19 protein-coding genes and 1 pseudogene are annotated in these 25,158 nt (G+C 70.3%); 6 read left to right on the plus strand and 14 right to left on the minus strand.

The genetic code is table 11. The annotated features are described in order from the left end of the window. Nucleotides 1-127: 127 nt before the first annotated feature. From ACI79I_RS09560 to ACI79I_RS09585, 6 genes are all read right to left on the minus strand, one after another. Nucleotides 128-1,726, minus strand: a complete 1,599-nt coding sequence (locus tag ACI79I_RS09560; protein WP_456992086.1) for an SIR2 family protein — start codon at nucleotides 1,724-1,726, stop codon at nucleotides 128-130. Between the two features lie 69 nt (nucleotides 1,727-1,795). Next, entirely contained in the window at nucleotides 1,796-2,791 is a 996-nt protein-coding gene (locus ACI79I_RS09565; RefSeq protein WP_456992087.1) for a hypothetical protein, read from the minus strand. After that, nucleotides 2,788-3,105: a hypothetical protein gene (locus ACI79I_RS09570; protein WP_456992088.1), complete on the minus strand. Its 318-nt coding sequence runs from the start codon at nucleotides 3,103-3,105 to the stop codon at nucleotides 2,788-2,790. The genes ACI79I_RS09565 and ACI79I_RS09570 overlap by 4 nt, the downstream gene beginning before the upstream one ends. Before the next feature lie 145 nt (nucleotides 3,106-3,250). Further along, nucleotides 3,251-4,438, minus strand: a complete 1,188-nt coding sequence (locus ACI79I_RS09575; RefSeq protein WP_456992089.1) for an McrC family protein — start codon at nucleotides 4,436-4,438, stop codon at nucleotides 3,251-3,253. 5 nt (nucleotides 4,439-4,443) lie between these two features. Then, complete coding sequence (locus ACI79I_RS09580) at nucleotides 4,444-6,621, minus strand: McrB family protein (protein WP_456992090.1); 2,178 nt, start codon at nucleotides 6,619-6,621, stop codon at nucleotides 4,444-4,446. Between the two features lie 219 nt (nucleotides 6,622-6,840). Continuing rightward, nucleotides 6,841-12,492, minus strand: a complete 5,652-nt coding sequence (locus ACI79I_RS09585; RefSeq protein ID WP_456992091.1) for an AAA domain-containing protein — start codon at nucleotides 12,490-12,492, stop codon at nucleotides 6,841-6,843. Nucleotides 12,493-13,014: 522 nt separating this feature from the next. Here ACI79I_RS09585 and ACI79I_RS09590 point away from each other — a divergent pair. Both ACI79I_RS09590 and ACI79I_RS09595 read left to right on the plus strand, forming a co-directional pair. Beyond that, nucleotides 13,015-16,596 (plus strand): DUF3427 domain-containing protein, encoded by a 3,582-nt coding sequence (locus tag ACI79I_RS09590; RefSeq protein WP_456992092.1) that lies wholly within the window; start codon nucleotides 13,015-13,017, stop codon nucleotides 16,594-16,596. A 112-nt stretch (nucleotides 16,597-16,708) separates the two neighbouring features. Then, on the plus strand, nucleotides 16,709-17,608 hold the full coding sequence (locus ACI79I_RS09595) for an HNH endonuclease (protein ID WP_456992093.1): 900 nt from the start codon (nucleotides 16,709-16,711) through the stop codon (nucleotides 17,606-17,608). An 83-nt stretch (nucleotides 17,609-17,691) separates the two neighbouring features. On the opposite strand, the gene ACI79I_RS09600 is transcribed toward ACI79I_RS09595, so the two are convergent. The 4 genes from ACI79I_RS09600 to ACI79I_RS09615 form a co-directional block, all read right to left on the minus strand. Then, entirely contained in the window at nucleotides 17,692-18,126 is a 435-nt protein-coding gene (locus tag ACI79I_RS09600; RefSeq protein ID WP_456992094.1) for a hypothetical protein, read from the minus strand. Further along, nucleotides 18,123-19,094 carry a hypothetical protein gene (locus ACI79I_RS09605; RefSeq protein ID WP_456992095.1) on the minus strand — a complete coding sequence of 324 codons (972 nt, stop codon included), beginning with the start codon at nucleotides 19,092-19,094 and terminating at the stop codon, nucleotides 18,123-18,125. Before ACI79I_RS09605 ends, ACI79I_RS09600 begins: the two co-directional genes overlap by 4 nt. A 104-nt stretch (nucleotides 19,095-19,198) precedes the next feature. Beyond that, a complete protein-coding gene (locus ACI79I_RS09610; RefSeq protein WP_456992097.1) occupies nucleotides 19,199-19,429 on the minus strand; it encodes a hypothetical protein in 231 nt (76 codons plus the stop codon). 50 nt (nucleotides 19,430-19,479) lie between these two features. After that, nucleotides 19,480-19,767, minus strand: coding sequence for a hypothetical protein (locus ACI79I_RS09615; protein WP_456992098.1), 288 nt, complete (start codon nucleotides 19,765-19,767; stop codon nucleotides 19,480-19,482). A 510-nt stretch (nucleotides 19,768-20,277) separates the two neighbouring features. On the opposite strand from ACI79I_RS09615, the gene ACI79I_RS09620 reads away from it, so the two are divergent. Further along, on the plus strand, nucleotides 20,278-20,907 hold the full coding sequence (locus ACI79I_RS09620) for an antibiotic biosynthesis monooxygenase (protein WP_456992099.1): 630 nt from the start codon (nucleotides 20,278-20,280) through the stop codon (nucleotides 20,905-20,907). Between the two features lie 59 nt (nucleotides 20,908-20,966). Here ACI79I_RS09620 and ACI79I_RS09625 read toward each other — a convergent pair whose 3' ends face one another. Continuing rightward, nucleotides 20,967-21,269, minus strand: coding sequence for a DUF3303 domain-containing protein (locus ACI79I_RS09625; RefSeq protein ID WP_456992100.1), 303 nt, complete (start codon nucleotides 21,267-21,269; stop codon nucleotides 20,967-20,969). Nucleotides 21,270-22,251: 982 nt separating this feature from the next. Here ACI79I_RS09625 and ACI79I_RS09630 point away from each other — a divergent pair. From ACI79I_RS09630 to ACI79I_RS09640, 3 genes are all read left to right on the plus strand, one after another. Further along, entirely contained in the window at nucleotides 22,252-22,599 is a 348-nt protein-coding gene (locus tag ACI79I_RS09630) for a hypothetical protein (RefSeq protein WP_456992101.1), read from the plus strand. Between the two features lie 102 nt (nucleotides 22,600-22,701). Beyond that, nucleotides 22,702-22,956, plus strand: a complete 255-nt coding sequence (locus ACI79I_RS09635; protein WP_456992102.1) for a type II toxin-antitoxin system Phd/YefM family antitoxin — start codon at nucleotides 22,702-22,704, stop codon at nucleotides 22,954-22,956. Then, nucleotides 22,953-23,345 (plus strand): PIN domain-containing protein, encoded by a 393-nt coding sequence (locus tag ACI79I_RS09640; RefSeq protein ID WP_456992104.1) that lies wholly within the window; start codon nucleotides 22,953-22,955, stop codon nucleotides 23,343-23,345. The genes ACI79I_RS09635 and ACI79I_RS09640 overlap by 4 nt, the downstream gene beginning before the upstream one ends. 46 nt (nucleotides 23,346-23,391) lie before the next feature. On the opposite strand, the gene ACI79I_RS09645 is transcribed toward ACI79I_RS09640, so the two are convergent. The 3 genes and pseudogenes from ACI79I_RS09645 to ACI79I_RS09655 all read right to left on the minus strand — a co-directional run bounded on the left by ACI79I_RS09645 (nucleotide 23,392) and on the right by ACI79I_RS09655 (nucleotide 25,044). Then, nucleotides 23,392-24,018: a DEAD/DEAH box helicase gene (locus ACI79I_RS09645; RefSeq protein ID WP_456992105.1), complete on the minus strand. Its 627-nt coding sequence runs from the start codon at nucleotides 24,016-24,018 to the stop codon at nucleotides 23,392-23,394. Nucleotides 24,019-24,091: 73 nt separating this feature from the next. Beyond that, nucleotides 24,092-24,478: pseudogene (locus tag ACI79I_RS09650) on the minus strand (SNF2-related protein); the annotation flags it as partial. A 62-nt stretch (nucleotides 24,479-24,540) separates the two neighbouring features. Then, nucleotides 24,541-25,044, minus strand: a complete 504-nt coding sequence (locus tag ACI79I_RS09655) for a hypothetical protein (protein ID WP_456992106.1) — start codon at nucleotides 25,042-25,044, stop codon at nucleotides 24,541-24,543. Between the last annotated feature and the right edge of the window lie 114 nt (nucleotides 25,045-25,158).

Below are 25,158 nucleotides of genomic sequence, written 5' to 3' on the forward strand. Positions count from 1 at the left end.
CACCGTTCCGGCTCGGGGCTGAGGTCAGGGAGGCCCCAGACCCGTTCGGAACTGAGACGCTTCGGGATCGTTATCGGCGTCCCGTCGCGCGGCCTTGACTCCCCCACCGAGGGAACCGGCAGGCTCCTCAGCGCCTCGGCGCGCCCAGCCGCTCCAAGGCCGTGACCACGTCGTCCCAGCCGGCCCGCTCCCGGACGCCTTCCGACAGGCTCGCCACCGCCGCCGCGAGCCCGGCCAACTCGGCGGCGAGCCGCTGCTCCTCCCCGCTCCCGAGCAGCTCCCGGTACCGCGGGTCGAGGAGGTGAGCGGTGCGGGGCGCGGCGAGCATCGCGACCCGGTCGAGGAAGACCTCGAGCTCCCGTCCTGCCGTGACGAGGTTGCCGTCGGCGTTGCCGAGGTCGAGGTACTCGAGCTCCGGTTCCCAGAGCTGGGCGCGCACCGGGTCGGCGCGGAGACTGAGCACGGTGCCGAAGCTGCGCTGCTGCCCCGGGCGCTCGTTGAGCTCCGCGACCTCGTGGATGAGCCGGATGACGTTGTCGTCAGTCATGGACGCACCGACGACGAGCAGGTGTTTCGTGAGCAGCGTCGTCTGCAGAACCCCGCCGAGCGGCCGGCGACGGGCGTCGTAGCGGACGAAGGAGCGGCGATCGAGGACGATGTCCGCGGGCTGATCGACGTCGCCGTGGAGCTTGAGCAACCACGGTCGCCGCCCGTCCGTGACGCCGACCTCCTCCGACGTGGTCTCCGGCAGGACGACGAACGGCTCGGCGCTGCGGATCTCCCGGACCGCGGTCTCGTAGAGCTTGTCGAAGTTCGTGGTGATCGCCTGGTCGACGTCCAGCGCCGCGAGGAAGGCGTGGCTGAGCGCGTAGCGCTTCCGGTCACCGATCGCCTCCGCGACGTGGGCGCCGAGCGGGTTCGGTCGCGGGTTTCCCGGGTTCTCCTCCCGCTCCTTGCGGTCGGCGTAGCGCCGGAGGAGCTCCGCGGCGTCGAGTGGGCCCAGGGCATCGGAGAGGCCGGCGGCCGAGCCCAGGCCGACTCGGTCAGCCAGGTGCTCCAGGAGGCCGGACCAGGAGGGCAGGCCCGCGGCCACGCCGGTGCCGGCGCCCATGAACAGCGCCAGGTTCTGCGACCGAGCCAGGGTGGCCAGCCGCTGCGCGTGCTCCTCCCGGTCGCCCGGCAGAGGCCGGGAGTGCCGCGCCGTCCGCAGAGCCTGCAGGGCGGAGTAGTCGGAGGGGTTCGCCGCGACGATGACGACGTCCACGTCGCGCTCCTCGGCGGCCTTCTGCGCCTCGTCCAGCAAGCCGTGAATGACGTCTCCGCGATGGCCATCGAAGCCGCCGCGGCCCACACCCATGACCGGCATCGCCACTCTCCGCGGACGCCCCTCGGGCAGTCCCATCCGGCCCGCTGCGACCACCTCGGCCAGTGCGGTGCGTACGCCCTCGAAGAGCCAGGAGACCGGCGTGGACGAGGTCGCTCCGACCGCGACCAGCCAGCGGTTCGGTTCGTCGGGCTCCTTGGTCAGCGGTGGGACCTTCGCGACCCGCCGCTGTGGGGACAGCTGCGGGAGGGACCGGTGCTTTGCGGCACCCTCCTCGTCAGACCAGCCGAACACCGGCCACCACTTGCGTCCTACGCCTCCGCCGAAGTCCGTCGAGATGAGGACGTCGTCGTAGGTCAGCGACTGGAGGGTCCCTGGGACGACGAAGACGTGGCCGGTCATGGGGCGATCCTCGCCTGGGTGGCTCAGCCGCGCCCGGCTCCTCCGGCGGTTGCGCCACGCGGCCACGGATCAGCCCTTCCCCGCGGCGGTGACGAGTTGGCGGGCGCGGGTGGTGAGGCCCGCGAGCGCCGCCTGCTGCTCAGCCAGGTCCTCGGCGGAGCGGCGCGCGACCCTGGCGCGGTGCGTGCCGAGGCGGATGGCAGTCGTGGTGACCGGACGCAGGAACACGGTGCCGGTGGCGGTCTCGACGAGCAGGCCCGCGGCGTTGACAGCCAAGAGAGAGATGCCCTCCTCCTTCAGCAGGGCTGAGACCTCGTCTCGTGACGCACCCCTTCGGGCCGCCACCACCGCGCGGACGGCCACCGAGCCCAGCCCGTACACCGGTAGGTACTCGTGCGCGAGGCTCGCCGCGTCGAGCGAGTCGACTGCACCCTGGACGGCTTCTTCCAGGTCGTCGTTCGCGATGCCGCTGTCGACGACGTCGACGCCGCGCTCGGCGGCGGTCTGCGCGACCTCCGACGTGGTGATGACGCCGTCGATCCCGGGGTATCGCTCCAGGTGCTCCTGCAGGTAGCCGACGGAGTCGGTGGCCTTCATCTGGACGACACCGATGACTTCCTCGCCGTCCAGCACCTCGGCGTCCCAGCCCGGCTGCTGGACGTCCTCAGCCAGCCGGAGCCGGTCTCCCCCATCGGGAAGCGACAGCTCCCCCGACTCAACACGCTGGGCGACCTCCTCCTCGAAGACGGTCCCCTTGACCCCGCTCACGAAGCCGCGTGCCTCGCCGGGGTCCACCGGGTGCCAGAGCTGGCCGAGGGAACGCGGGTCCCAGTGGTCCGGCCAACCGAGACGCTGCAGCGCTGAGGTGACCTCGGCCGGCCACTCGTCCTCAGCGGCGGCCTGCAGGCCATCGGCAGCGAGCGCGAGAGTGGTGAGGTCCTGCCCTACCCGGGACTTCAACGCCGCGAGTCGTTGGGTGATCGCCGGCCACGGGATGGGCCCCAACCCGGGTCGGGCCGCCCGGTCCCGCAGATCGTCGATGGCCTCCCCGCAGCTCGGGTTCACCGAGATTCAAGGGCCGAGACCCGGCCCCGCAGGTCCTCGATCAGCGACTGCTGCAGCGAGAGGACCTCGACGAGCGAGTCGACGAGCGCCCGCTGCTCGTCCCAGAGCTTCTCCTGCGACACGACCTCGCGCGCCTGGTTGCCGACGTGCGCTGCTGTCTTGAGACCGGTTTGTGCCGCCTGCTTGCTCGCGTCGACGAGGGGCGTGAGCTTCTCGTCCAGCTTCATGTCGGCGACGAGCTTGCCCGCGGCGGACATGCCCTCCTTGAGAAAGCCGAACTTGCCGGTCGCTCCCGGCTGAGCTGTTGCGGTCATCGTTCCCTCACGGCTGGGGCTGATTGTCTGCCCATGCGTCTTCGGCAGGGACCCGGGCACTTCTCAGCCGAGCGTCGAGCGGATCACTCCGAGGTGGCAGACAGCCCGCGCTGGGGTCGCGGCTGTATCGGGGGAAACGCCGCGGTCAGTCGCCCTCGAGGAGGATCTCGGCCAGGCGCTCGATCCGCTCGAGCAGTTGTGCGGGCGTTCCGCCGAGGTCGAGTGCATGGGCGTCGATCGAGATGCCGTTGGCCGGGATGTCGTATCGCCGCTTCTCTTCCAGCCCCTTTGCGTAGATGAGGTGACCTCGCGTCAACCGCAACGCCGTGCAGTAGGCCAGCACCTGGTACGCGTCGGCATTGGGGAAGCCGTCGATCCGCTCTGCCTTGTACTTCGCGTCGACAACGGCCACCGGTTCCGCGCCGCGCAGATGGACGAGGTCCGGGCGCATGGGTACCAGTCCCTGCGCGTCCAGGTTGATCGGGTACTGCCGCCGAGTCGTGCCGGAGTGGTGCCGCAACGCCTCGGCGAGGGCCACGGTGACGAAGTCCTCGAACACCTTCCACATCGTGACGACGAACCCGTGCGCCTCCACGCCGCGAACCGGGGAGCTCTCGATGGTGACCCGGTCGAGGACGAGCTCGGCCAGTCGCAGCGCGGGCACGTACCGCGCGTTCAACCGGGTCCGGCGCCAGAGGGGACGCGGTGCGCCGTCCCGAAGCGGGCTGACGCCGTCGAGGCGAGCCACGACGCGCATGAGGCGCGACCGTGTCGCGGGCGTGATGCGTGCGACACGCAGCCCTACGCGGCAGGCAGCACGCAGGATCTGGTTCTCCGCGATGTCGGTGTCGTACTCGTCGTGACGCACCTCGATCGGCAGCGGGAACGCCAGCCGCCGGGTCATCTGTGAGGCCGCGAGGATGCGACCCCGGACAACAGGCAACGCTTTGTCAAGGGTGCGATAGCCCTGCAGTACACCTCCCTCCACGGCGGAATTCGCCGCCCGCCCGAGCGCCTCCACCACGGCCGACAGCAGGTCGGGAGCCCGAGCCAACGACGCCATGTCGTCCCGCCATCCAGGGTCGCTGGTGTACGCGAGCATGAAGAGCAAGCGGGCGATTCCGACCTTCGGGGCAACGCTCAGATCGACCTCGGCGTCCTCGTGCCGCACACGTACGGCACCGACTCGGGCCCCGGGAAGGAGCAGGAAGGCCCCACCCGGACGTGGCTCGACACGCACCAGCTCACTGGCCGCGAGGGCGGCAGCCACGGCGCCGTCCAGGACCACGTCCTGCGGAGGTCCGTTCTCCGCCAGCGCGATCCGTTGGCACATCGACATCACTGAGAGCCGGAGCCGTCCACCCGCGCTTCCGTGCCGGTAGCCGTGTTATCAGGAACCGCGACCTCGGCCGGGACGACCCGCACGGCTCGGCGCAGAGCCTCCAGCCCAAACTGCTTCTCGATCTCGTCCGGGGAGAGCCGGCCGTAGTACTGCTCCACCAGGAGCGGGAGGATGGAGTACCGCCAGACCCGCTGGAGGCCCTCTGGGCGGTCGGCGTCCGCCTTCATGAGGTAAGACGGCCCGACCTTGAAGTCCCGCTCGTCGAGGCGCTCGTTGAGGGCCCTGAGCAAGTCCGCCCGCTCAGCCGGCCACCCCTCGCGTTCGAGCCAGCGTGGCAACAGGCTCCGCACTGGCTCGCCATCGGGATGCAGTTCCACAAAGGCGAACCTGCGCCGCATGGCCGCGTCAACGAGCGCGATCGAGCGATCGGCGGTGTTCATCGTGCCGATGAGGAAGAGGTTGCGAGGCAGGGTGAACGGCTTGTCGGGCCGGTAGAGCAGGTTGATGCCGCGGTCCCGGTATTCCAGGAGGTAGTACAGCTCGCCGAAGATCTTGGCGAGATTGCCCCGATTGATCTCGTCGATGATGAGGAAGTACGGATGACCTGGATCCGTACGTGCGGCAGCTGCCACACGGCTGAGCGGACCCGGAGTGAGCTGGAAGCTGATCTGTCCACCGTTCCCACCCGCCGGCCGGAATCCCTCGACGAAGTCCTCGTAGGACGTACTCGGGTGGAACTGGACGAGCCGCACCCGCTCGCTCTCTCCACGCTCCGCGTCGGCCAGATATCGCGCCAACCGCTCCGCGAGGTAGGTCTTTCCAGTTCCAGGAGGACCGTAAAAGATGACCTGCTGTCGGTCTTGGAGCAGGTTGATCCACTCCTGTAGGTGCTCGACGTCGATGAGAAGTCGGTCAGCGAGGTCCTTGGAGGCCTCCTGTAGGCGCGGCATCTCATCCGCGACCGTCACTCTTGCTGACGGGGTGTCGATCTCTGCGGATCCGTCGTCCGCAGCGCTCCCTTCGCCGATCAGTTCCGCGAGGACTGCGTAGTCTTCGGACAGGTCCACAACCGCGCCCGGTGTGTCGAGGTGCGCAGAGAGCGGGTCAGGGAGATCTGCGATGGGGATCGGCTCCAGCGACGTGAACCACTGCACCGCCCTGCGGAGCTCACGGGACGGGTCATCCTCGTTGAAGCCAGGACCACTTTTTCCCAGCCTGCCGAGCCGCAGTCCTTCGCTCGACAGCGCAGCGACGATGTCGCCGCTTCGCATCCGCGACAGGATCGCGTGCACGTCATTGGACAGCTGGAGCTGACTGACGTACTCCATGCCGCTGTAGGTGGCACTCACCGCTTCTCTGATTGCACTGATGGAGGCCCCAGGTGACACATCCTCGAGCCCAGCGGCAGGCAGGCTAATGTCTCCCTTCACGAGCCACTGTTCAACGACCGCATCCCGGTCGGCGGACGCGGGAGGACGGACGAGCCAGGCGTGGGCGCCGGCAGACACCGCGGTTGTAGTCACCCACGCCGCAGACCAGGGCGGCAGGTAGAAGTCGACGACCACATCGGGCGACTGCTTCTGCAGCTTGTCCCGGATCTCCAGCAGGTCACGATCGATGTCCCCGGGTGGCCGTCCGAGGATGTACTTGTACGCGTCGCGGATCTTGGCGCGGTCGTTGGTGCTGACGATCGGTTGAAAGACTTCTGGGAACGCCAGGTACTTGAGCGCGTGCCTCTGGTTGGCCGCTGCCTTGGCCTTCACTGACTCCAAGAACCCCTTGAAGGCCCACGGGTCCGACAATGCGTGCTGTCGGTCGGCGTCAGATTTCGTCCACCACTCCCGCACGATGTTGATGAGGTAGACCAGAGCGGCCCAGCGGTAAGTGTTGCCTCCCACTCCGCCGTTGAAGACGCCCTTGTCGAGTGGCGCATCCAGGTGTGGTGGGATCGAGATCGGCTCGGGCAGCCATGACAGCACTGTGTTGACGACCTGCCGCTTCCTACTGCCACCCACGTTCGCCAGCGGCAGGAGGTTGAGGTAGAGAAGCTCCGCAAAGAGGAGTTTGGCCTCCGGCTCGGCGTCGGCGAGCTGCGCCCGCAATTTCGTGAGGAAGTCCGCGCCAGACGTCAGGTTGGGGCGCTGCGTGTAACACCGATCCAGCTCGCTCGCCACAGCCGGTGTCCAGATGTGACGTCCGGGCACAAAGGCCGACTCCCCTCTACCAAGGCCGGCGTCGAGAACGGCCCGACCTGCATCCGGTACGGGACGTCCAGCTTGACCCAGCACCCTGTCGTCCACGGAGCCCCCTTCGAAGACGACCCTGTCGTTCGCGGAGCCTGCCACGGCTTCCTCAACCCCGCGTCTTCAGACAGATACGTGCTGCTGTTGTGGTTACCCGTCGACCGAGAACCCGAGCTCCGCCAGGCGCCGCCGTGCCGTGACGATCTCCCGATCGGTGAACAGCTCGCGATACGTCGGATCGAGGACGGCGGCCTCCAGGCTGTGCTGCAACATCCTGAGCTCCCACAGTCGGGCCAGCCCGTCGTGCACCTTGGGCTCCGCGAGGAGCTGCCGCGCAGTGGCCCACCCTCCTTGCTGGGTGAGCATCCGCTGGTAGTACGTCGGACGGTAGTTGCACCGGCGAGCCACCTCCTGGAGATCCCGCCTCAGCCGCTGTCCGAACCGCAGTTTGAGTGCCGCTATGGCCTTCTCCGACAGCGGCCCCGTGCCGGCGCCCACGGCTTCGGTCGGGCTCCCCGGCTCGTCGCCGCTGGATGGCATCGGGTGATCGCCGGACTCGGCGCGCGGCTGCCGGTTGAAGCCCTGGATCCAGCGAGCTTGTCGCGCGGCTCCATCAGTGTCGGACCTCACCGGCTCGGACGTCCCGGCGAGGACGTAGTGGGCACCACGTCCTGCTCCGCGTAGCTCCAGGAGGCCATCGTCCGCGAGCCGGCCGAGGAGACGCCGCGCGACCGTCCGATCGACGTCCAGGAGCTGCCTGACCATCTCGTTGGTCAACGGGCCGCGTGCCGCGAGTTCGAGCACCTGCTTGGTCATGCCGTCCTCGGTGACGTCACTGACGCTCCGGGCGGGCTCATGGATGCCCTCTCGAACATCACCGGTGACGGACGTCCTGGACACGTCGCCGGAATCCGGCAGCACGTAGTGCGTGCCCTTCGTGGCACCTCGCTTTTCCAGGAGCCCATCATCGGTGAGGGCGACCAGGACGCGTCGAGCCTCGTCAGCGCTGACCCCGAGGAACTGGCGGACGACCTCGTTGGTCAGCGCACCGTCCGTGGCCAGCTCCAGCACCAGCGCCCGCGTCTCCTCGTCCACGACTGAGCCGGCCCGGCCGTTCGGGGCAGTTCCCTGGCCAGCCGCCGGAACGGAGAACGTGCGCGTTGTTGGACCAGGCTCCGCCACAGCGGGAGGAGCGTCCGCAGGGCCCGCCGGGCCGGCCGTCGCGACGACCTCGACGGCCGCAGGAGCCGGAGGCGCTGGCGGCACGTGAGCCGAGGGCTCCGGATCGATCGCCGGCGGCCGCGGCGACGAAATGTCCCGAACGCCGCCTGGCAGAGCATCGCTGACCTCGTCGGGCTCGGCCTCCACCGCGTCATCGGTGGCGGGGAGGTCGAGCGGCGTCCAGTCGGCGACGGTCACGCCGTCTGCGGTGATGCGAGCGGGCCCGATCCCCCGCCTGTCGAGCGTGACCCACAGGTCGGCGAGCGCGCCCTCGGGATCGAGGTAGTACCGCGACTCGCGGATCCGCCAGAAGTGCCAGCCGCAGCGTCGCAGCTCCAGTTCGCGGGCGAAGTCGCTGGCCACCTGCTCCGGCGAGCTGTGCCAGGCGTCGCCGTCGCACTCGACCGCCAGCTTCCCCTGCGCGCCGGTGATGACCAGGTCGATGCGCCGTCCGTTGACCTCGACCTGCGGCGTGACGTGGTAGCCCCGCTGCTGGATGCGTCGGAAGACGCGCTGCTCGAAGAGGCTGTCGAAGTCGTCGTGCCGCTCGTTCTCCGGCACGTCGTCCGGCATCGGCGCGGCTGCGGCGACCGGCATCGACGTCATGTACGAGAGCAGCTGCGACCGCAGGTCGTCCTTGCGCAGCTGGTCGGCCATGACGGAGTGGAACAGCCACAGCTGGTCCCGGGCGCGCGACGCCGCCACGTTGTAGGAGCGCTGCGCGTCCAGCCGGGTCTGCGAGGCCCGCTTGTGGTCCGGCGCGGTGACCAGGCTGAGCAGGACGACGTCGCGCTCGTCGCCCTGGAAGTCCGGCGGGGTGCCGATCCGGATGTTGCGGCGCTCCCACTCCTCCGGCTCGACCCGGCTGAGCAGCGCCTCCCGGATGACGTCCACCTGCGCCTGGCCCTGCAGGACGACGACACCGAAGGTCTTCCCGTCGTAGGCCGGGTCCTGCAGGCAGCCCACGAGCGCCTCGACGATCGCCTCGGCCTCGACCTCGTTGCGCAGCGTCGAGTTGGCGCCCTCGATGTAGGCACCAGGCACGAACGTCGTCTTCAGCGGAGGCAGCCGGTCGGCGCCGTGCTGCCGGACCGGGATCAGCGGCGCATCGCGGTAGAACATCTGAGACGACCACGTGATGATCTCCGGCATGCACCGGAAGTGCTCGCGCAGCCGGATGACCTGACCGAACCTCGTGCGCAGGAGCGAGAAGACGCTCGACCGCGGGGTGAACCCGGAGCGCAGGTAGTTCGGGATGTCCGGCAGCAGCGTGTCGAGCCGGTCGAAGACCTTGTCCAGTGCCCCGTGCTTCACCTCGGACGGTGTGCACTGCTTGTCGTCGCCGACGACGATCACCCGCGGTGCCAGCCACAGCAGGAACAGGTTCTCGATGCCGACCTGGCTGGCCTCGTCGACGATCACGACGTCGAAGGCGCTTTGGCGCGGCGGGATGGAGGCCAGAACCTCCTGCAGAGGCATGACCCAGGCGGGCACGGCCTCCTGTGCGGCCGTCATCGCTTCCCGCGCGGCCAGCCGGTAGCGCTGGGCGTACTTGCCGCTCCCCTTGCCGACGTTGGCCATGCTGTCTCGGTAGGCCTGCAGGGCGGTGACCTGGGTGGCGTTCATGCGCTCCAGGCAGGCCTTCCACGCCTGCTGGGCGGCGAGCTCGGCGGTCTGCTTGGCGATGTCCCGGTCGACGGCGGCGAGGTCACGGTCGAGGGCGTCCTCGCGGCCGGGCGCGGTGCGCTCGCGGACGAACGTCGCGGCTCGGGCCCAGCTCCACGCCTCCTCGAGGTGCGCGATCCGCTCGACCCAGACGTCCTCGCGCATCGTCTCGCGCAGCAGCGCCAGCAGGGCCGGCGCCGTCGCGCCCAGGCGCTGCGACAGCTCGTCGCAGCGCAGCTGCGCTCGCCGCTCGCGGCCGGCGACGTCCAGGTCGAACAGCGCCGCCTCGAAGGTGTCGGCGTCCGCCCGGCGGAGCGCCTCCACCGCGGCCTCCAGCTCCGGAGGCCGCTGGGCCCGCTCGACCGTCGACTCGAAGGCGGTGGCCAGTCGCTCCAGCTCGTCGGAGGCCCGGCGGGCGATCTCCACGTCGGCGAAGACCGTCGCGACGTCGACGAAGGTGCGGACTCCCAGGGTCGTGACGAGGTCGACCTGGGGCATCGCCGGGATGCGGGCCAGGGCGCTGGCCAGCCGGTCACGCGCGGCCCGGAGCGCCTCGATCGCCTCGATGGTCTGGACGACGCGGTGGGCGTGGGAGACCTGGAGTGCCCGCGGTCCGGGCACCCCGCCGGGGATCTGCACCATCGCGGTCGCCGAGGCGAAGGCGTGCAGCCGGGCGAGCGTGAGGAGGTGGATCGCGACCAGGTGAGCCTGCTCCGCAGTCGTCACGGGCTGACCGTCAACGAACGCACCCGGCAGGTACGGCTCCGCCGCCTTCTGCTGGTCGCTCTTGAAGAGCTTCTTCAGCGCGCCGCCGTCCTGGAGGTAGCGCGCGAGGTCGGTGAAGACCTGGGCCACCGGTGCCGGTGGGGCGTCGGTGGCGACCTGGATGTCGCGGAAGCCGACCTCGGCGTTCATTGCCTGGGCGTCGTCCACGAGCTGCCGCGCCTGCCCGACCTGCTGCCACAGCAGCTCGTTGTCCCGGCGGAGGACGCCGTCGAGGACGGGCATCGCCCACGATGCGTCGACCCCGGCCGACAGGCCGGCGAGCCCGTCGCGGATCTCGCCGCACACGCGGATCAGCTCGGCCAGCGTCCCGGCGTCGAGCTGCCCGAGCACGTCGGCGAGCGGGCCGGACTGGCCGGCACGAGCGGCCGCCCCGCGCGCGACGTCCTTGGCCAGGCGTCGCACGACCTGCACGTCGGGGATGGCCTCGACGGGCGGGAGCGTCTGGTCGCGGCGTCGCCGGCGAACGTCGGTGTCGCCGGGGAGCTCCCTGCGCAGCTCCTCGAACTCCGGAGTCGTGAGCGGCAGCACCCCGGTCGCCGGGACGGGCATCCAGCCGCACTCGCCCTGGGTCGCGGCGACACGCTCGGCGACCCGGGCGAGGGTCCCGGCGTATCCGGGAGCGATCTCCGGGTGCTGGTAGGTCTCGGCCTCACGGAGGGCGCGGATCTCCTCGAGGATGCCGGCCCGTCGCGTCCGCGCCTGGTGCAGCTTGCCGGTCAGGTCGTCGATGACCCGCTGCGCCCTGGCCGCGTTGTACGACGAGTGCTCGGCAGCCAGCCGGCTGACGCTCTTGCTCAGTTCCAGCGAGCCACCGCGACCGGCGTCGGTGATGGAGACGCAGAGCTCCTGCATCTCAGCCGGCAGCTTGTCGCGGAGGACCTTGAGCGCCTGCGCCTTCTCACTGGTGACCAGCACCCGCTGGCCACGGGCGAGCAGCGCCGACATGAGGTTGGCGATGGTGTGCGTCTTGCCCGTCCCGGGCGGGCCCTCGACCACCACGCCGGTGTCGTCGCGCAGCCGGTGGATGATCTGCCCCTGCTCCTCGTTGGCCGGGAGCGGGAACAGCGGGTCGTCTGCGACGTCGACGCCGGCGGTCGCTCCGGTGGCCTCGAGCCAGGCCACGCGGTCGCCGGCTTCGATGGACTCGACGAGCTGCGCGAGACCCAGCGGCACGGCCTCGCCGTCGGCGAGGGTCCGCTCGATGTCGTTGTAGTACTCCTGCAGCGCGTAGGCGCCCCGCCGCCGCAGGACGATCGCCGGGGACGGCGTCAGTGACGCCTTTGTCCCCGACGGCGCGGACCACCCCTCGGTGACGTCGACCGGCACGAGGACCGCCCGGGTCGCCCACTCCTTGAGGAAGGTCAAGGCGTTGTCGCTGGCGGGTCGGACGTCCAGCTCGATGATGCGCGCCCGCAGGGCCGCCGTCCCGCCGTCGTCGAAGCAGTCGAGGCCGGTCAGCACCCGACCGTCCTCCAGCGAGGTGGCGGCTGACGGGTCGAGCTTGACGACGACGTCGCCGGTCTCGATCTCGATGTCGACGCTCACACGGTGGACGAGCACGTGCGTGCGGACGCCGTGAGTCGGCAGGTTCAGCAGGCCGCCGGCGACGACGACCTCGACGCTCTCGGGGTTCTCCAGCGTCTGTTGCCGCATGGTGCGCAACTGGTCGTACGTCCGGTGCAGCCGGCGCTGAGGACGGTCGCGCGCCGCCCAGCGCTGCCACTCCGGCAGCCAGGCGTCGTACGACAGCTCGACCTCCGGTCGCTCGTCGAGCGCCACCCGCCCAGCGCCGTCCGTCGCCGGCCCCTCCGCCCGCAGCTGCGGCGCCTCAAGGGCACTGTTGTCCCGCTCCGACACGGACACCCAGCCCTGCAAGAGTGGCGGGAGAGCCGGGGCGGGTTCGAGCACCACGCGTGGCAGCCTGAGGAGGACGGCTCCGGTCGCGGCCTCCCCGTCGAGAGCCGCCAGCTCGCGGACCTCGTCGAGCCAGAGGTGGTCGAGGTGGTCCTTGACCTGCCGCACCGGTACGGCGCGGGCAGTGACGAGGTCCTTGAGGAACTGGATGAGGCGGTTGACCTTGTCCTTGAGGGCCGGGTCGGTCGCGCGGGTGGCAGCGGGCGCCGTGGTCAAGCTCTTCCCCTGTCGTACATGGAGCTCAGTACGAGCCGGATCGCGCTCGCGCGGTCACGCTATGTGGGACCTACGACACGAACCAGGTCCGGATTGTGCGAGTCCGCCCCGCCCGTCACGGCTGCCACACGCGAGGGTGACGGCTCCCACGGGGATCACAGGATTCGTCGGGCCGGTGACTTAGCGTCGTGCATCCTCAGCCGTTCCGATCTCGGGGGATCCATGTCCACGCAGGATGGCGCTGTCGTCGACCCATGGGTTGTCCTGCGTCGGCTCATGGCAGAGAACCGGGCGTTGCGAACGGAACGAGACGAGCTCCGGTCCCGGATCGACGAGCTCGAGCTCCTGCAACAGCCCACGACCGAGGTCGTGGTCGAGGACGCCGGCCCCGCCCTCCATCCGCCCGTCACGTCCGACGACGGCGGTTCGGCCAGCGAGCCGGACTACGCGCCTGCTGTGGTGGTCAGCCCGAGCCCTCCTCGTCCGTCGAGGGCGCGTCGGGCCTATCTGGAGCTGCCCGACATGGCGCCCCTGCTGCGCCCGTGGCAGAGCGAGGCCCTGGCCGCGTGGCGTACCGCCGAGCACCGCGGCGTGGTGGAGGCGGTGACCGGAGCTGGCAAGACCTTCGTGGGGATGGCGGCCGCCCGGGACACGCTCGCAGCCGGCGGCTGCGTCGTCGTGGTGGTAACGACGACGGAGCTGCAGGACCAGTGGCACGCCGGCCTCACCGAGCGGCTCCCTGGCGTGCGGATCGGTCGCCTCGGCGGTGGCCGACAGGACGACCTGGACACATGCGACGTCCTTGTCGCGATCGTCAACTCGGCGGCGCGGCGAACGTTCCACCCACGGCCCGGCGACCTCCTCATCGCCGACGAGTGCCACCGCTACGGCGCACCTGCCTTCGCGCGGGCGCTGGAGGAGGGCTTCGAGCAGCGCCTCGGCCTGACCGCGACGTTCGAGCGCGAAGACGACGGCGTCGAGACCTACCTGCGCCCGTACTTCCGCGACGTCGTCTTCACGCTGTGGTACGACCGCGCCCTCGCCGAGGGCATCATCGCGCCGTTCGACATCGCCCTGGTCGCCGTCGACCTCAGCGAGGACGAGCAGCGGCAGTACGACCAGTGCTCGGAGCGGATGGACGTCGCCGCGCGCACCCTGGAGAACCGCTTCGGCGTCTCGCGGGACTCCTACAGCGAGTTCATGCTCACGCTGAACCGGCTGGCCCGCGGCGAGCGGCAGGACGGCGCCTCCGCGTACGCGCGCATGTACCTGGGCCCGATGAGCGCCCGGCGAGGGCTTCTGGCGGCGTCCCAGGCCAAGCTGACGGCCCTGGCGCAGCTCGAGCCGGCGGTTCGGCGTGCCCACGGCGCGCTCGTCTTCACCCAGACCAAGGAGAGCGCCGCGAGCGCCGCGGACGTCTTCGAGGACGCCGGCATCCCGGCGTCGACCCTCTTCTCGGGCCTCGACCGGGACGAGCGCCGGGACCGCATGGCCGCCTTCCGCGACCGCGCGGCCCACCTGCTCGCCGCCCCGCGGGTCCTCGACGAGGGGGTCGACGTCCCCGAGGCGGACCTCGCCGTCATCGTCGCTGCCAACCGCAGCCGGCGGCAGCTGGTCCAACGCCTCGGCCGGGTCCTGCGCCTCAAGAGCGACGGGCGGGCTGCCCGCCTGGTGGTCCTGTACGCCCGGGGCACCTTCGAGGACCCGACGCTGCATGCCGACAACCCACTTGCGTCGGTGCTCCCCCACAGCCGTCGCTCAGCTGAGTTCGACCTGCCCGGCGACCGCGATGCGCTGCTGCGCTTCCTCATCGGCGAGGGTTGGGAGCCTGAGGAGCCGGCCAGTACTCCCCCGGTCCGTGCGGTGCCCCCGAGCTTCGAGACCCCGGCACCGGCCGAGGCTGCGGGTGCATTGGCTCCCCCGGTCGTCCGGCCCTTCCCGTACCAGCAGGAGATCCTCGAGGACCTCGCGGCCGAGCGGATCGTCCACGGGCACTGGCGCAACCTCGTCGTGATGGCCACGGGGACCGGCAAGACCGTGGTCTCTGCCCTCGACTACCAGCGCCTCCGGGCGGCCGGAACTGTTGAGAGCCTCCTCTTCGTCGCCCACCGCAAGGAGCTACTGGCGCAGAGCCGGGACACCTTCCGTCGCGTGCTGGGGGACGACGGCTTCGGCGAGCTGTTCGTCGGCGGGGAGCGTCCCCGCGCGTGGCAGCACGTGTTCGCTTCCGTGCAGTCGCTCGCCCACGTGGACCTGGCGGACCTGAGTCCACGCCACTTCGACCTCGTGATCGTCGACGAGTTCCACCACGCCGAGGCCGCGACCTACCGGCGGGTGCTCGAACACTTCCAACCCAAGGTCCTGCTCGGCCTGACGGCAACGCCGGAACGGGCCGACGGGTCCGATGTGCGCCGCTGGTTCGACGGGCGCACGGCGGTGGAGTTGCGACTCTGGGAGGCGCTCGAGCAGGGGCTCCTGGCGCCGTTCGAGTACTACGGCGTCCACGACGGCGTGGCGCTGGACCGGCTGCAGTGGAAGCGGGGCCGCGGTTACGACGTCGCCGAGCTGACGGACCTCTACACGCGGTCGCAGGAGCGCGTGGAGGTCATCCTGCAGGCGGTGAGGGACAAGGTCGCCGACCCGCTCCAGATGCGCGCCTTGGGTTTCTGCGTCAGCGTTCAGCACGCCGAGTTCATGGCTGAGGCCTTCAGCGCTGCCGGCATTCCCAGCCGCGCGGTCACCAGCGAGACGAGCCCCGCGGATCGCTCGGCTGCCCTCGCCGCACTGGCCGACCGGTCGGTCAACGTGCTGTTCACCGTGGACCTGTTCAACGAGGGCCTCGACCTGCCGGCGATCGACACCGTGCTCTTCCTCCGCCCGACGGAGAGCGCGACCGTCTTCCTGCAGCAGCTCGGCCGGGGTCTGCGCCTGTCCGAGGACAAGACCCATCTCACGGTGCTGGACTTCATCGGCGCCCAGCACCGGGACTTCCGTTTCGACAAGCGGTTCCGGGCGCTGACCGGCGCGTCGCGGGGCGAGCTCCGCCAGGAGGTCGAGCGGGGCTTCCCGAACCTGCCGGCCGGCTGCCGGATCGAGATGGACCGCGTGGCGCAGGACGTCGTCCTGGACAACGTCAAGCGGTCGCTCAGCGTCTCGTGGAACGGCCTCCTCGTGGAGGCCACCGGGCAGAGCAGCCCGAGCCTGGCGCAGTTCCTGGAGGACAACGACGTAGAGGTCGAGGATCTCTACCGCGGCCCCAAGAGCAGCTGGTTGGACCTGCGTCGATCGGTCGGTTGGGATGTCACCACGCCGGGACCCGACGACAGGGCACTCGGCGGGGCCTTCGGGCGGCTGCTGCACATCGACGACGTCGAGCGACTGGAGTTCATCCGGTCGTTCGCGAGCGTGGCCACGCGACGCGGCGATCTCGACGTCAGCGAGCGCGTCCAGCGCCTGGCAGCGATGCTGCACTTCTCGCTGTGGGGATGGCGGGTCCCGTTCACGAGCATGGAGGACTCGCTGGAGCTGCTGCTCGCGAACCCGGGGCGTGCCGAGGAGCTGTTCGAGCTCAGCACCGTGCTGCGGGAGCGCATCCGCCACGCGACGCCCACGCTCGACCCATCCGAGCCCTGTCCTCTCCACCTGCATGCGCACTACAGCCGCGACGAGGCATTCGCGGCGTTCGGCATGCGCAATCTCGCCGGGACGTTCGGGCAAGGCGTGCGCTGGGTGCCGGGCGACCAGGCCGACATCTTCTTCGTGACGCTGCACAAGACGGAGGAACAGTTCTCAGCCACCACGATGTACGCCGACCGGCCGTTGTCACCAACGCTCTTCCAGTGGGAGTCGCAGAGCACGACGGCGGAGTCCTCGCCGACCGGCCAGCGGTACATCCGCCACCGGAAGGAGGGCTCCACGGTGCACCTGTTCCTCCGCGAGACCAAGACGACGGAGACGGGCGGGACACCGCCGTTCCTCTACGCCGGCCCGATGACCTACGAGTCGCACACCGGTGAGCGCCCCATGCGGATCCTCTGGCGGATGGAGCACGAGCTGCCTGCGTCCATCCTCGAGTTCGCTCCCGCCGCGGACAACGAGGCGTAAGCGCCCTGGAATCTCCGTCGGCTGAACGGCTGGCTACTCTGCCGCCCGAGACGTGCGGTCACGGCGATCCTTCACGGCCGCCCCCGCGGCCACGACGGTAGAGGGGGGCGCCGTGCTCGACGAGCAGGTGCGGACGGCGATGTTCGCCCACCTGGAGCGGCTGACGACGCTGCACCCAGAGGGCGTCACATCAGCGGAGATCAACCAGTTCAGTGTGGGCGGCCAACCGCTGAAACTCGTCGTCCAGCCGGGCATCTGGAAGCCCGCGGCCCTAGACGCCGCACTCACGATCCGTACTACCTACACCGCGCCGAACCAGTTACCCCCGTACGAGGACGCCATCTCGCCCGGCGGTCTGGTGAAGTACGCCTACCGCGGCACAGACCCGAACCACTCCGACAACCGGGCCCTCCGCACCGCGATGCAGCAGCAGCTACCGCTCGCCTACTTCATCGGCGTGGCGAGAAGCGTCTACCAGGCGCAGTTCCCCGTCTATGTGGTGGCCGAGCACCCGGAGGAGCACGCCTTCCTCATCGCCGTCGACCAGGCTCAGCGTCTCGTCGACCCAGAGTCGGTGGAGTCGCTGCCGGCAGACCGCAGGTCATATCTAGAGCGGCTGGTGCGGGCGCGCCTCCATCAGCCGGTGTTCCGGGCTCGTGTCCTGCAGGCTTACGAGAAGCGGTGCGCCATGTGCCGGCTGCAGCACACGGACCTGCTCGACGCCGCGCACATCGTCAGGGACTCCGATGAGGGTGGGCTACCCGTCGTGCCCAACGGGCTGAGCCTCTGCAAGATCCACCATGCCGCCTACGACCGGAACCTCATCGGCGTGCGTCCGGACTTCGTTGTCCAAGTGCGCCGGGACGTCCTGGTCGAGATCGACGGGCCGATGCTCAAGCACGGTATCCAGGCGATGCACGGCGTCCAGTTGACGGTCCCACACCACCGTGCAGCGCGCCCCGACCCCGAACGACTCGAGCACAGGTACGAGGAGTTTCTCGCTGCGAGCTGAGGATCGGTGCGCCGGCCACAACCGACTGGTCCCGACCCGGGCACCTCGACCCTGTCGAAGACTCGTCACGTGTGACCCGTGAGCTACAGCTCCCAGACGTGGTCGGGGTCGTCGAGCGCCTTCCGCACCTGGGTCAGGTCACCGATGTCGGCCAGCGGTGAGGACTTGGCCAGGTCGACGATGCCCTGCAGCGCCGCCATGGCCGCCGTGCCATCACCTCGCATCATCGCGTCGTCGAGGTGCTCGAAGAGCCCGTCGATGGTCCGGGAGCGCTCCGCGAAGACGTGCTCGAAGTACTGCTTGAGCACCGAGCCGGCTTCCCTGATACGAGTGACCTCGACCGTCGCGTACGCGTCGATCGTGGCGCGCTTGGTCCGCTCCTCCTCGCGCACCCGCAGGAACTCGAGCGTTCCGTCGACGACGTTGTTGAGGGCACTCAGCGCGTCCACACCGGGCAGCGCGGACTTCGGTGCAGGCGGCAGCACAGTGCCCTCCACCGGCTTCTTGGCTGCCGTCACTGCATCTCCTTGTACTTGATGATCAGCTGGCTCGTATCGGAGTTCATCTGCCCGTCATCACCAATCAAAGGCACCTTGCAGACGTCTCGCACTGCGAACGTCAGAGACAACGCGCGCTGGAATTCGGCCGCGTGCTGCTTCGGGTCGAAGTCGAGCTGCTCGAGGATCGAGAGAGCCTCTTGCGCTCGCGTCACCAGCCCGGCGAGCACCTCGCCCACCTCGGAGACCCTCGTGTCGAGTGCGTCGAGGAACGATCGGAAGGCCGCTTGCTCCTCCACCGCCACGGCGACCTTCGCCTGGTATTCCTTGGCCTCGGCCATGGCTTTCTCACCCTGGACGTTCAGCGTGAGGCCGCCGATGAGCATCGTCGGACCGATGGTCACCACCCCGAGTGCGGCCGTCCCGAGGGCGACGCCTCCCCCGCCTGCAGCCAGTGATCCACCGCCCAACCACGCCATGGTGGCGCTCTGCGCTGCGGCGCCGGAGAGCGAACTGATGGCCGTCCCCGTGCTGGCAGCACCCAAGGCGGTCACCGCACTCGGGATACCGGCGTAGGCACCCACTCCTGTCAGGGCGGCCATGCCGACGCCCTTGACCCAGTTGACGTCCGCGGTCAGCGCTCCGGTGAAAGCCTCGACGTCCCGCTGTTCCGCGTCGATGCCGTCGAGCAGCTGCGCAGCGCTCTGCTTGACCTGCTGGCGGTGGCGCTCGATAAACGCCGCCATCCGCTCGATCACCAAACGCCGGGCCTGCTCCTGCTGACGGCCGTACTCCTGGATGCGCTCATTGCTCTCGCCGACGCGGACCTCGGTGAGGGACGTCGACTCGTCATAGCGCTTCCGGGCGGCTTCCGCGATCGACTGGGCGTCCTTCATCTTCAGGCCGCCCATGACGCCGGTAACAAGTCCACCGACGCCTGTGCTCGCGCCGAGGCCGATGAGGGCGAGAGGGATGAGGGGAAGGACCACCGCTAGAACCTCCGAGACGCAGCAGGACTTCGCAGGAAAGTAATAGCGGATCGCTCAGCTTCGTTTCGCCCACGCCCGTTCGTGACAGATAGGGCGCAAGTGGTTCAAGCGACGGGGCGTCTGAGGACGGATGCAGCCCCGGCATGGTCGGCCGCACGCAGCTCGAGCGTCGAGCCGGCGAGGTCAGGCGGAAGCAGGTCGGCGAACTTGAGCTGCTTCAGCGCGTCGTCCGACACGGTCGGCTCGACATCGACCAGGTCGTCGCCGAAGCGCCTGCGTGCCTCCCCCACCGCGCTTCGCACCACGCCGGCCGCCGCATCCCCCCGCACCGTCACGGGTGTCAACGTGCCCGTGGCCCTGTCAGAGTCGATCGATCCAGGTGTCCTCATCGCGGTCGTCCCACGTCGATGTCGAGCGCGTCTGCGCCGTCGTAGGTGTCAGCTGCGAAAGCGCGCAGCGCCTCCGCACGCGTCAGCGATCGCAAGGAGTCAACCGGCCGCCCGGTGGTGGCCTCAATTGCTCGCTGGCGCTCGGCCATGGTTGCCAGGCCGCGCGCGGTCAGGGCTTCTCTGAGGGAATCGACCAGCCAGTCGGCGATCGGGGCGTCGGCGGAGACGGGCTGAGCCGGCTTCTGCGGTTGGTCGTCGCCGAACAGCGAGAGGTCGCCTGACATGCACTCGATGCTATGAGGTCGCGGTTCGGCTCAGGGTGGGTGACGCTAAGAAGACGCGGCCGAAGAGGCCGGGCGGAACGGCGACGCCGCGACCCAGCACCGCGTCACCTCGGGCACCTCCTCGAGCCCGGCAGCGTGACGCCGCAGGCCCTGCTCGACCCTTACCTGCAGCCGCTCCACACCAAGCAATACCGGTTCACCCGCCGCTGGATGCAGGAGCAGACCCGCCGCGCCTCCCGACCCCCTCAACACCGCCGCCCGCACCCAGCGCCGGCTGACCATCCCGCCGCACTACCTGCTGCTGCAGCGGGTCGCGGCCGAGCTGGTCGGCGTCCTGTGCTCGCTGGGCGCCACCGTCGCTGTGGACGCCGAGGTCTGGCGCTGGCTGCCCGGCTACGACAGCCCGGGCACGTAGCGCGGGACGTTCGGCACCGTCGTCCGCCGTCCTGGGCGAGGACGCTCGGCCCGTGCGGCGACACCACGGCCGCACGGCACGAGAGGAGCCGGGACATGTACGCCCGTTCCACCACCCTGATGATCTTCCCCGCGTCGATGGACGAGGCGATCGCCTACATGGGCGACGAGGTCTGGCCGGCGATGCGCGACATGGACGGCTGCATCGGGCTGTCCATGATGTGCGACCGCGAGAGCGGCAAGTACATCGCCACCTCGGCCTGGGAGGACAGGCAGGCCATGCAGGCCAGCGACGAGCACGTCCACCCCATGCGCGAGGCGATGGTCGACCGCTTCGGGGCCGGCGTCGCCGAGCCGGAGGTCCGCGAGTGGGAGATCGCCGTCCTGCACCGCGACCACCAGGCCCCCGACGGCGCCTGGTGCCGGATCACCTGGGTCCGCACCGACCCGAGCCGGGCCGACCAGCTGCTCGACGTGTACCGCACCAGGCTGATGCCGCGTCTCCAGGAGATGCGTGGCTTCTGCAGCCTCAGCATGCTGGTCGACCGCGACAGCGGCCGCGCCGTCGGCACGACGGTGTTCGAAAGCCGCGCCGCCCTCGAGGGGTCCCGGGAGCAGGCCCGCATGCTGCGGGAGGAGAGCGTCAACGTCATGGGCGTCGACATCCTCGACGTCGCGGAGATGGAGCTGGTCTTCGCCCACCTGCGGGTGCCCAAGACCGTCTGAGCGCGTCGCACCCGCGCGCTGAGGGGTCCAGCCGGCGCCGGACCCCTCAGCCGGGTGTCTCAGACGGTTTCGTTGAAGTCGACCGCCTGCTGGAGCAGCGCGGCCCCCTCCTGGACGTCGACGACCGGGTGCAGGGTGAACTCCAGGTACGGCGAGAAGATCGCGCAGTCCTTCCCGACCGCGGTCGGGTCGTCGGACTCAAGTACGGCGAAGCCGCCCGACCCGTCGACCCGGCTGAGGAACTGGTGGACGGTCGTGGCGGGCGTCCACTTGCTGAACACCTCGAGCGAGCGCTTGAGCGACACCAGGTTCTCCTGCGCGGACGCGCCACTGCGGCTCTTCCACTCCAACAGGTACTTCATCGCGAGCCTCCCTCGGTGGACAGGGCTCCTGCCGATCCACTCGAGACCCGGCCACTGGTGCCGGCCGGGGCCCCGGGCGACGGCGCGGAGCACCCGGGAGCGTCCCGCCGCGGGTCCCCGCCCTCAAGCCCGATTGATGCGGCGGGCAGCCGGTCCCGGCGATCCTCCCTACCGGTCGCCCGCCGGACACCGCCCGTGCAGGGGCACCGCCGGGAGATCGCGGCGACCGCGAGCTCTCGGCCGGAGTCGTCCGCCTCCCCGTAGCTCGCACCCGGAGCTCCCATGTCCCGCACCCCGGCGGCGGTGCTCGCCATCCTCCTCACGGCCGCCCGCACTGCCGGAGACGACGTGCGGCCGGGCGACGCCCCTCCCCTTCCCCGGACCGTGCTCGCCACGGTCGACCTCGACGACGCGGTCGGCACCGACGTCGTCTACGACGACCTCGCTCCCAGCCCCGACGGGCCGCCGGTTGCCCTGGTCGGCGCCGAGGGCGCTGACCAGAGCTGGCTGGTCCGGCTGGCCGGCACCGCCGCCCCCACGGTCGACGCCGTCCCCGCGATGGCCCCGGACAGCCGGCTCGTGATCGACGACGACGGCGCGGCCCTCATCGTGGGCACGGAGCTGACCAGGGTCACCGACACCGCCACCGCCGTCCCGCTCCCCCTCAGCGGCCCGCCCACCGCGGTCACCCTCGACGGCGACACCCTCTACGTCGCCCGCGACACCCGGCTGGCCGCCGTCGACGCCACCACCGGGGCCGTCCGGACGACCGCTGTCACCGCGGCGTCCGTCACCCACCTCCCCACGGCGCCGGGACGGCGGCCTCATCGCGCTCGTCGTCCGGCCGAGGGACGGCGGTGGCACCGGAGCCACCCTCGCCCGCCTCACCCCCGACCTCCGCCCGGACGGCGCCCCGGTCCAACTCGTTCCCGAGCGGGTCAGCACCCCCACGGGGCTCCAGGTCACCGCCGGCGGCACCGCCGTGGTCGCCGTCCACGTCGGCGAGGCGCTCGAGGACGGACGGTTGGTCACCGTCGTCGACGGCCGGGTGCGCACCGCGGTCGGCCTGGAGGGCACCGACGACACCTCGCTCGACCTCGCCGTCGACCCCGGCGGCCGCGTTGCCTACGTCGTGCTGTCGGCCAGCTGCTTCCCAGCCGAGCTGACCGCAGTCGACCTGGACACCGGCGAACGCACGGGGGTCGTCTCGCTGTGCGCAGGCGCGGGCGTCTTCGGCGCGATCGCCCCGTCCGCCGACGGCGGCCTCACCGTCGCGGGCGCCTGTCTCGGCACGGCCGGCCGCCGGACCACCGCCTTCGTGGTCGGGTGACGCAGCGCGGCGACAGCACCCGATGTCACCGCCCGCGGGCTCGTGGCATCGCCCGCTCAGCAGCAGCGCACCGTGTGCTACAGAAGTGCTACGGTCGTAGCCATGAAGGTCGCCTCGCGCGAGTTGCGTAACGACACCGCCGGCGTGCTGCGCCGCGCCGCCGCGGGCGAGTCCGTGCAGATCACCGTCAACGGCGAGCCGGTCGCCGAGCTCGGGCCGCTCCGCACCCACCGGTCGCACTGGACCGCCAGTTCGCTTCTGGTCGAGCGACTCGCGAACACCCAGGCCGATCCCGCTCTCGGCGACGAGCTGCGGGCCCTCTCCGGCGGAACGGACGAGCTCGGGCCGATCGAGTGACCCGCGGCCTGCTGGACACCAGCGTGTTCATCGCCCGCGAGGGTCGTGGACTCGACGTCGCACGCATGCCCGACGAGGTCGCCGTCTCGGTGATCACCTACGCGGAGCTGCGGGCCGGCGTCCTCGCCGCTTCCGACCTGTCCGTGCGATCCCGGCGGCTCACCACCCTGCAGACCGTCGCCGACCTGAACCCGTTACCGATCGACGCGCCGGTCGCCGACGCCTGGGCCGAGCTCCGTCTGCGCCTCGCCGGATCGGGCAGGCGGATGAACGTCAACGACACCTGGATCGCTGCCACTGCGCTCGCCCACGATGTCCCGGTCGTGAGCCAGGACGCCGACTTCGACGTCCTGGCCGACCTCGGCGGACCCCGCGTAATCCACGTCTGACGAACACCCCGTCGCGGGTCCCGGGACGGGGTCGGCCGGCCGGCAGTCACGTGAACAGTCCGCGGATGTCCTCGGCCGTCAGTGCACCCGACAGCGCACCGCCGTCGTCGTCCAGCACCCGGGCGAACAGGTCCCGTTTGCGCTTCTGCAGCGCGAGGACCTTCTGCTCGATGGTGTCCGCGGCGACCAGCCGGTAGACCATCACCGTCTCGTCCTGGCCGATCCGGTGCGTGCGGTCGACCGCCTGCGCCTCCGCCGCCGGGTTCCACCACGGGTCGAGCACGAAGACGTAGTCGGCCTCGGTCAGGTTCAGCCCGAACCCGCCGGCCTTGAGGCTGATCAGGAACACCGGGGCCTGGCCGGAACGGAACGAGTCGATCACCCGCTGCCGGTCCCGGGTCTGCCCGTCGAGGTAGGCATACGGCAACCCTGTCGCGTACAGCCGCCCGCGGACCGTGCCCAGGAAGCCGGTGAACGAGCTGAACACCAGCGCGCGGTGCCCCTCGGCGACCACCTCCTGCAGGTGCTCGAGGAACGCGTCGGCCTTGCTCGGCCCGATGCCCGCGTAGGTGTCGTCCACCAGCGCCGGGTCGAGCGCGAGCTGCCGCAGCAACGTCAGCGACCGGAAGATGGTGAACCGGTTGTGCTGCAGGTCGTCGACCAGACCCAGCACCTTGCGGCGCTCCCCGCTGCAGGTGGGTGTCGTAGACCTTGCGTTGCTTCGGGGTGAGGGCCACCTCGAGCACCTGCTCCTGCTCGGGCGGCAGCTCGGCGGCCACCTGCTCCTTGGTGCGGCGGCGCATCAGCGGCCGGATCCGCCGGCGCAGCGCGGCCAGCACCTCGGCGTCGCCGCCCCGCTCGATCGGCGTCCGGTAGTGCTCGGTGAACCGCTTCGGGCTGGGGAACAGCCCGGGCGCGACGATCGCGAGCATGGACCACAGGTCCATCAGGTTGTTCTCCACCGGCGTCCCGGTGATCGCCAGCTTGAACCGCGCGGGCAGCCGTCGCGCGGCGGCGTAGGTCTTGGCCTGGTGGTTCTTCACGAACTGCGCCTCATCGAGCACCAACCCGCTCCACGGCAGCGCGCGGTACTCGTCCTCCCCCAGCCGCAGCAGCGTGTCGGCGCGAGCCACCGCTCCGGCCGTCTCCCCACAGCACCGGCGAGCGGTCCGTCGGCAGCGGAGGCGCCTACAGTTCAGCCGCGAGTCAAGAACCAGTCTGTGCCCTGCTGGGTGAGAGCCGCACTCCGCAGGAAGGCGTGGCCATACGCCCCTCGGGTGGGTGACTCGATGGGGCTGATGCCGCCGTCCTCGAGCATGGGAGACGTGTTCGAGTGGAGCTCCGCCACCGTGCCGGTGACCTCGATGGCGTCGGTGTTCACGGTGAACCCGTCGAGTCGCGCCCGGTCGCCCTCGTCGAACTCCTCTGACAGGTACACCTCGCAGGCTTCACCCGCTTGTGCCAGATAGGACTTCCACGTGGTGTCGAGGTGGCTACACGCGACGGGCCAGTCGGCCGAGGCCACGCTGCGGAAGAAGGCCTCAAGGGTGGCCTCGGGAGAGGCGAAGGTGGGGTCCTGGTCCATCGATGGTGGCGCATCGACCCCAGCCGCGACCGTGGGCGACGCCGTGCAGCCGAGGAGACCCGCGCCGGCCGTTAGCAGCACGACGATCGAACGAGTGGACACGGGCAGGTTCATGTAGACCTCGGGCCCTTCGGCGGAAGATTTGTTGCAGTTCCTTCTTCGGCCGCATGAGCGTGATGTCCAGCCAAACGGCTGGCGCAGCCGGCGTGGGGGCACCTGCGACCCGGA

The sequence above is a fragment of the Geodermatophilus sp. SYSU D01105 genome (genome assembly GCF_054050095.1).

Excerpts from the sequence above, each read along its gene's own strand:
- ACI79I_RS09560 (WP_456992086.1), bottom strand. The coding sequence starts at position 1,726 with ATGACCGGCCACGTCTTCGTCGTCCCAGGGACCCTCCAGTCGCTGACC.
- ACI79I_RS09570 (WP_456992088.1), bottom strand. The coding sequence starts at position 3,105 with ATGACCGCAACAGCTCAGCCGGGAGCGACCGGCAAGTTCGGCTTTCTC.
- ACI79I_RS09575 (WP_456992089.1), bottom strand. The coding sequence starts at position 4,438 with ATGTGCCAACGGATCGCGCTGGCGGAGAACGGACCTCCGCAGGACGTG.
- ACI79I_RS09590 (WP_456992092.1), top strand. The coding sequence starts at position 13,015 with ATGGCGCCCCTGCTGCGCCCGTGGCAGAGCGAGGCCCTGGCCGCGTGG.
- ACI79I_RS09615 (WP_456992098.1), bottom strand. The coding sequence starts at position 19,767 with ATGTCAGGCGACCTCTCGCTGTTCGGCGACGACCAACCGCAGAAGCCG.
- ACI79I_RS09620 (WP_456992099.1), top strand. The coding sequence starts at position 20,278 with ATGTACGCCCGTTCCACCACCCTGATGATCTTCCCCGCGTCGATGGAC.
- ACI79I_RS09625 (WP_456992100.1), bottom strand. The coding sequence starts at position 21,269 with ATGAAGTACCTGTTGGAGTGGAAGAGCCGCAGTGGCGCGTCCGCGCAG.
- ACI79I_RS09635 (WP_456992102.1), top strand. The coding sequence starts at position 22,702 with ATGAAGGTCGCCTCGCGCGAGTTGCGTAACGACACCGCCGGCGTGCTG.
- ACI79I_RS09655 (WP_456992106.1), bottom strand. The coding sequence starts at position 25,044 with ATGAACCTGCCCGTGTCCACTCGTTCGATCGTCGTGCTGCTAACGGCC.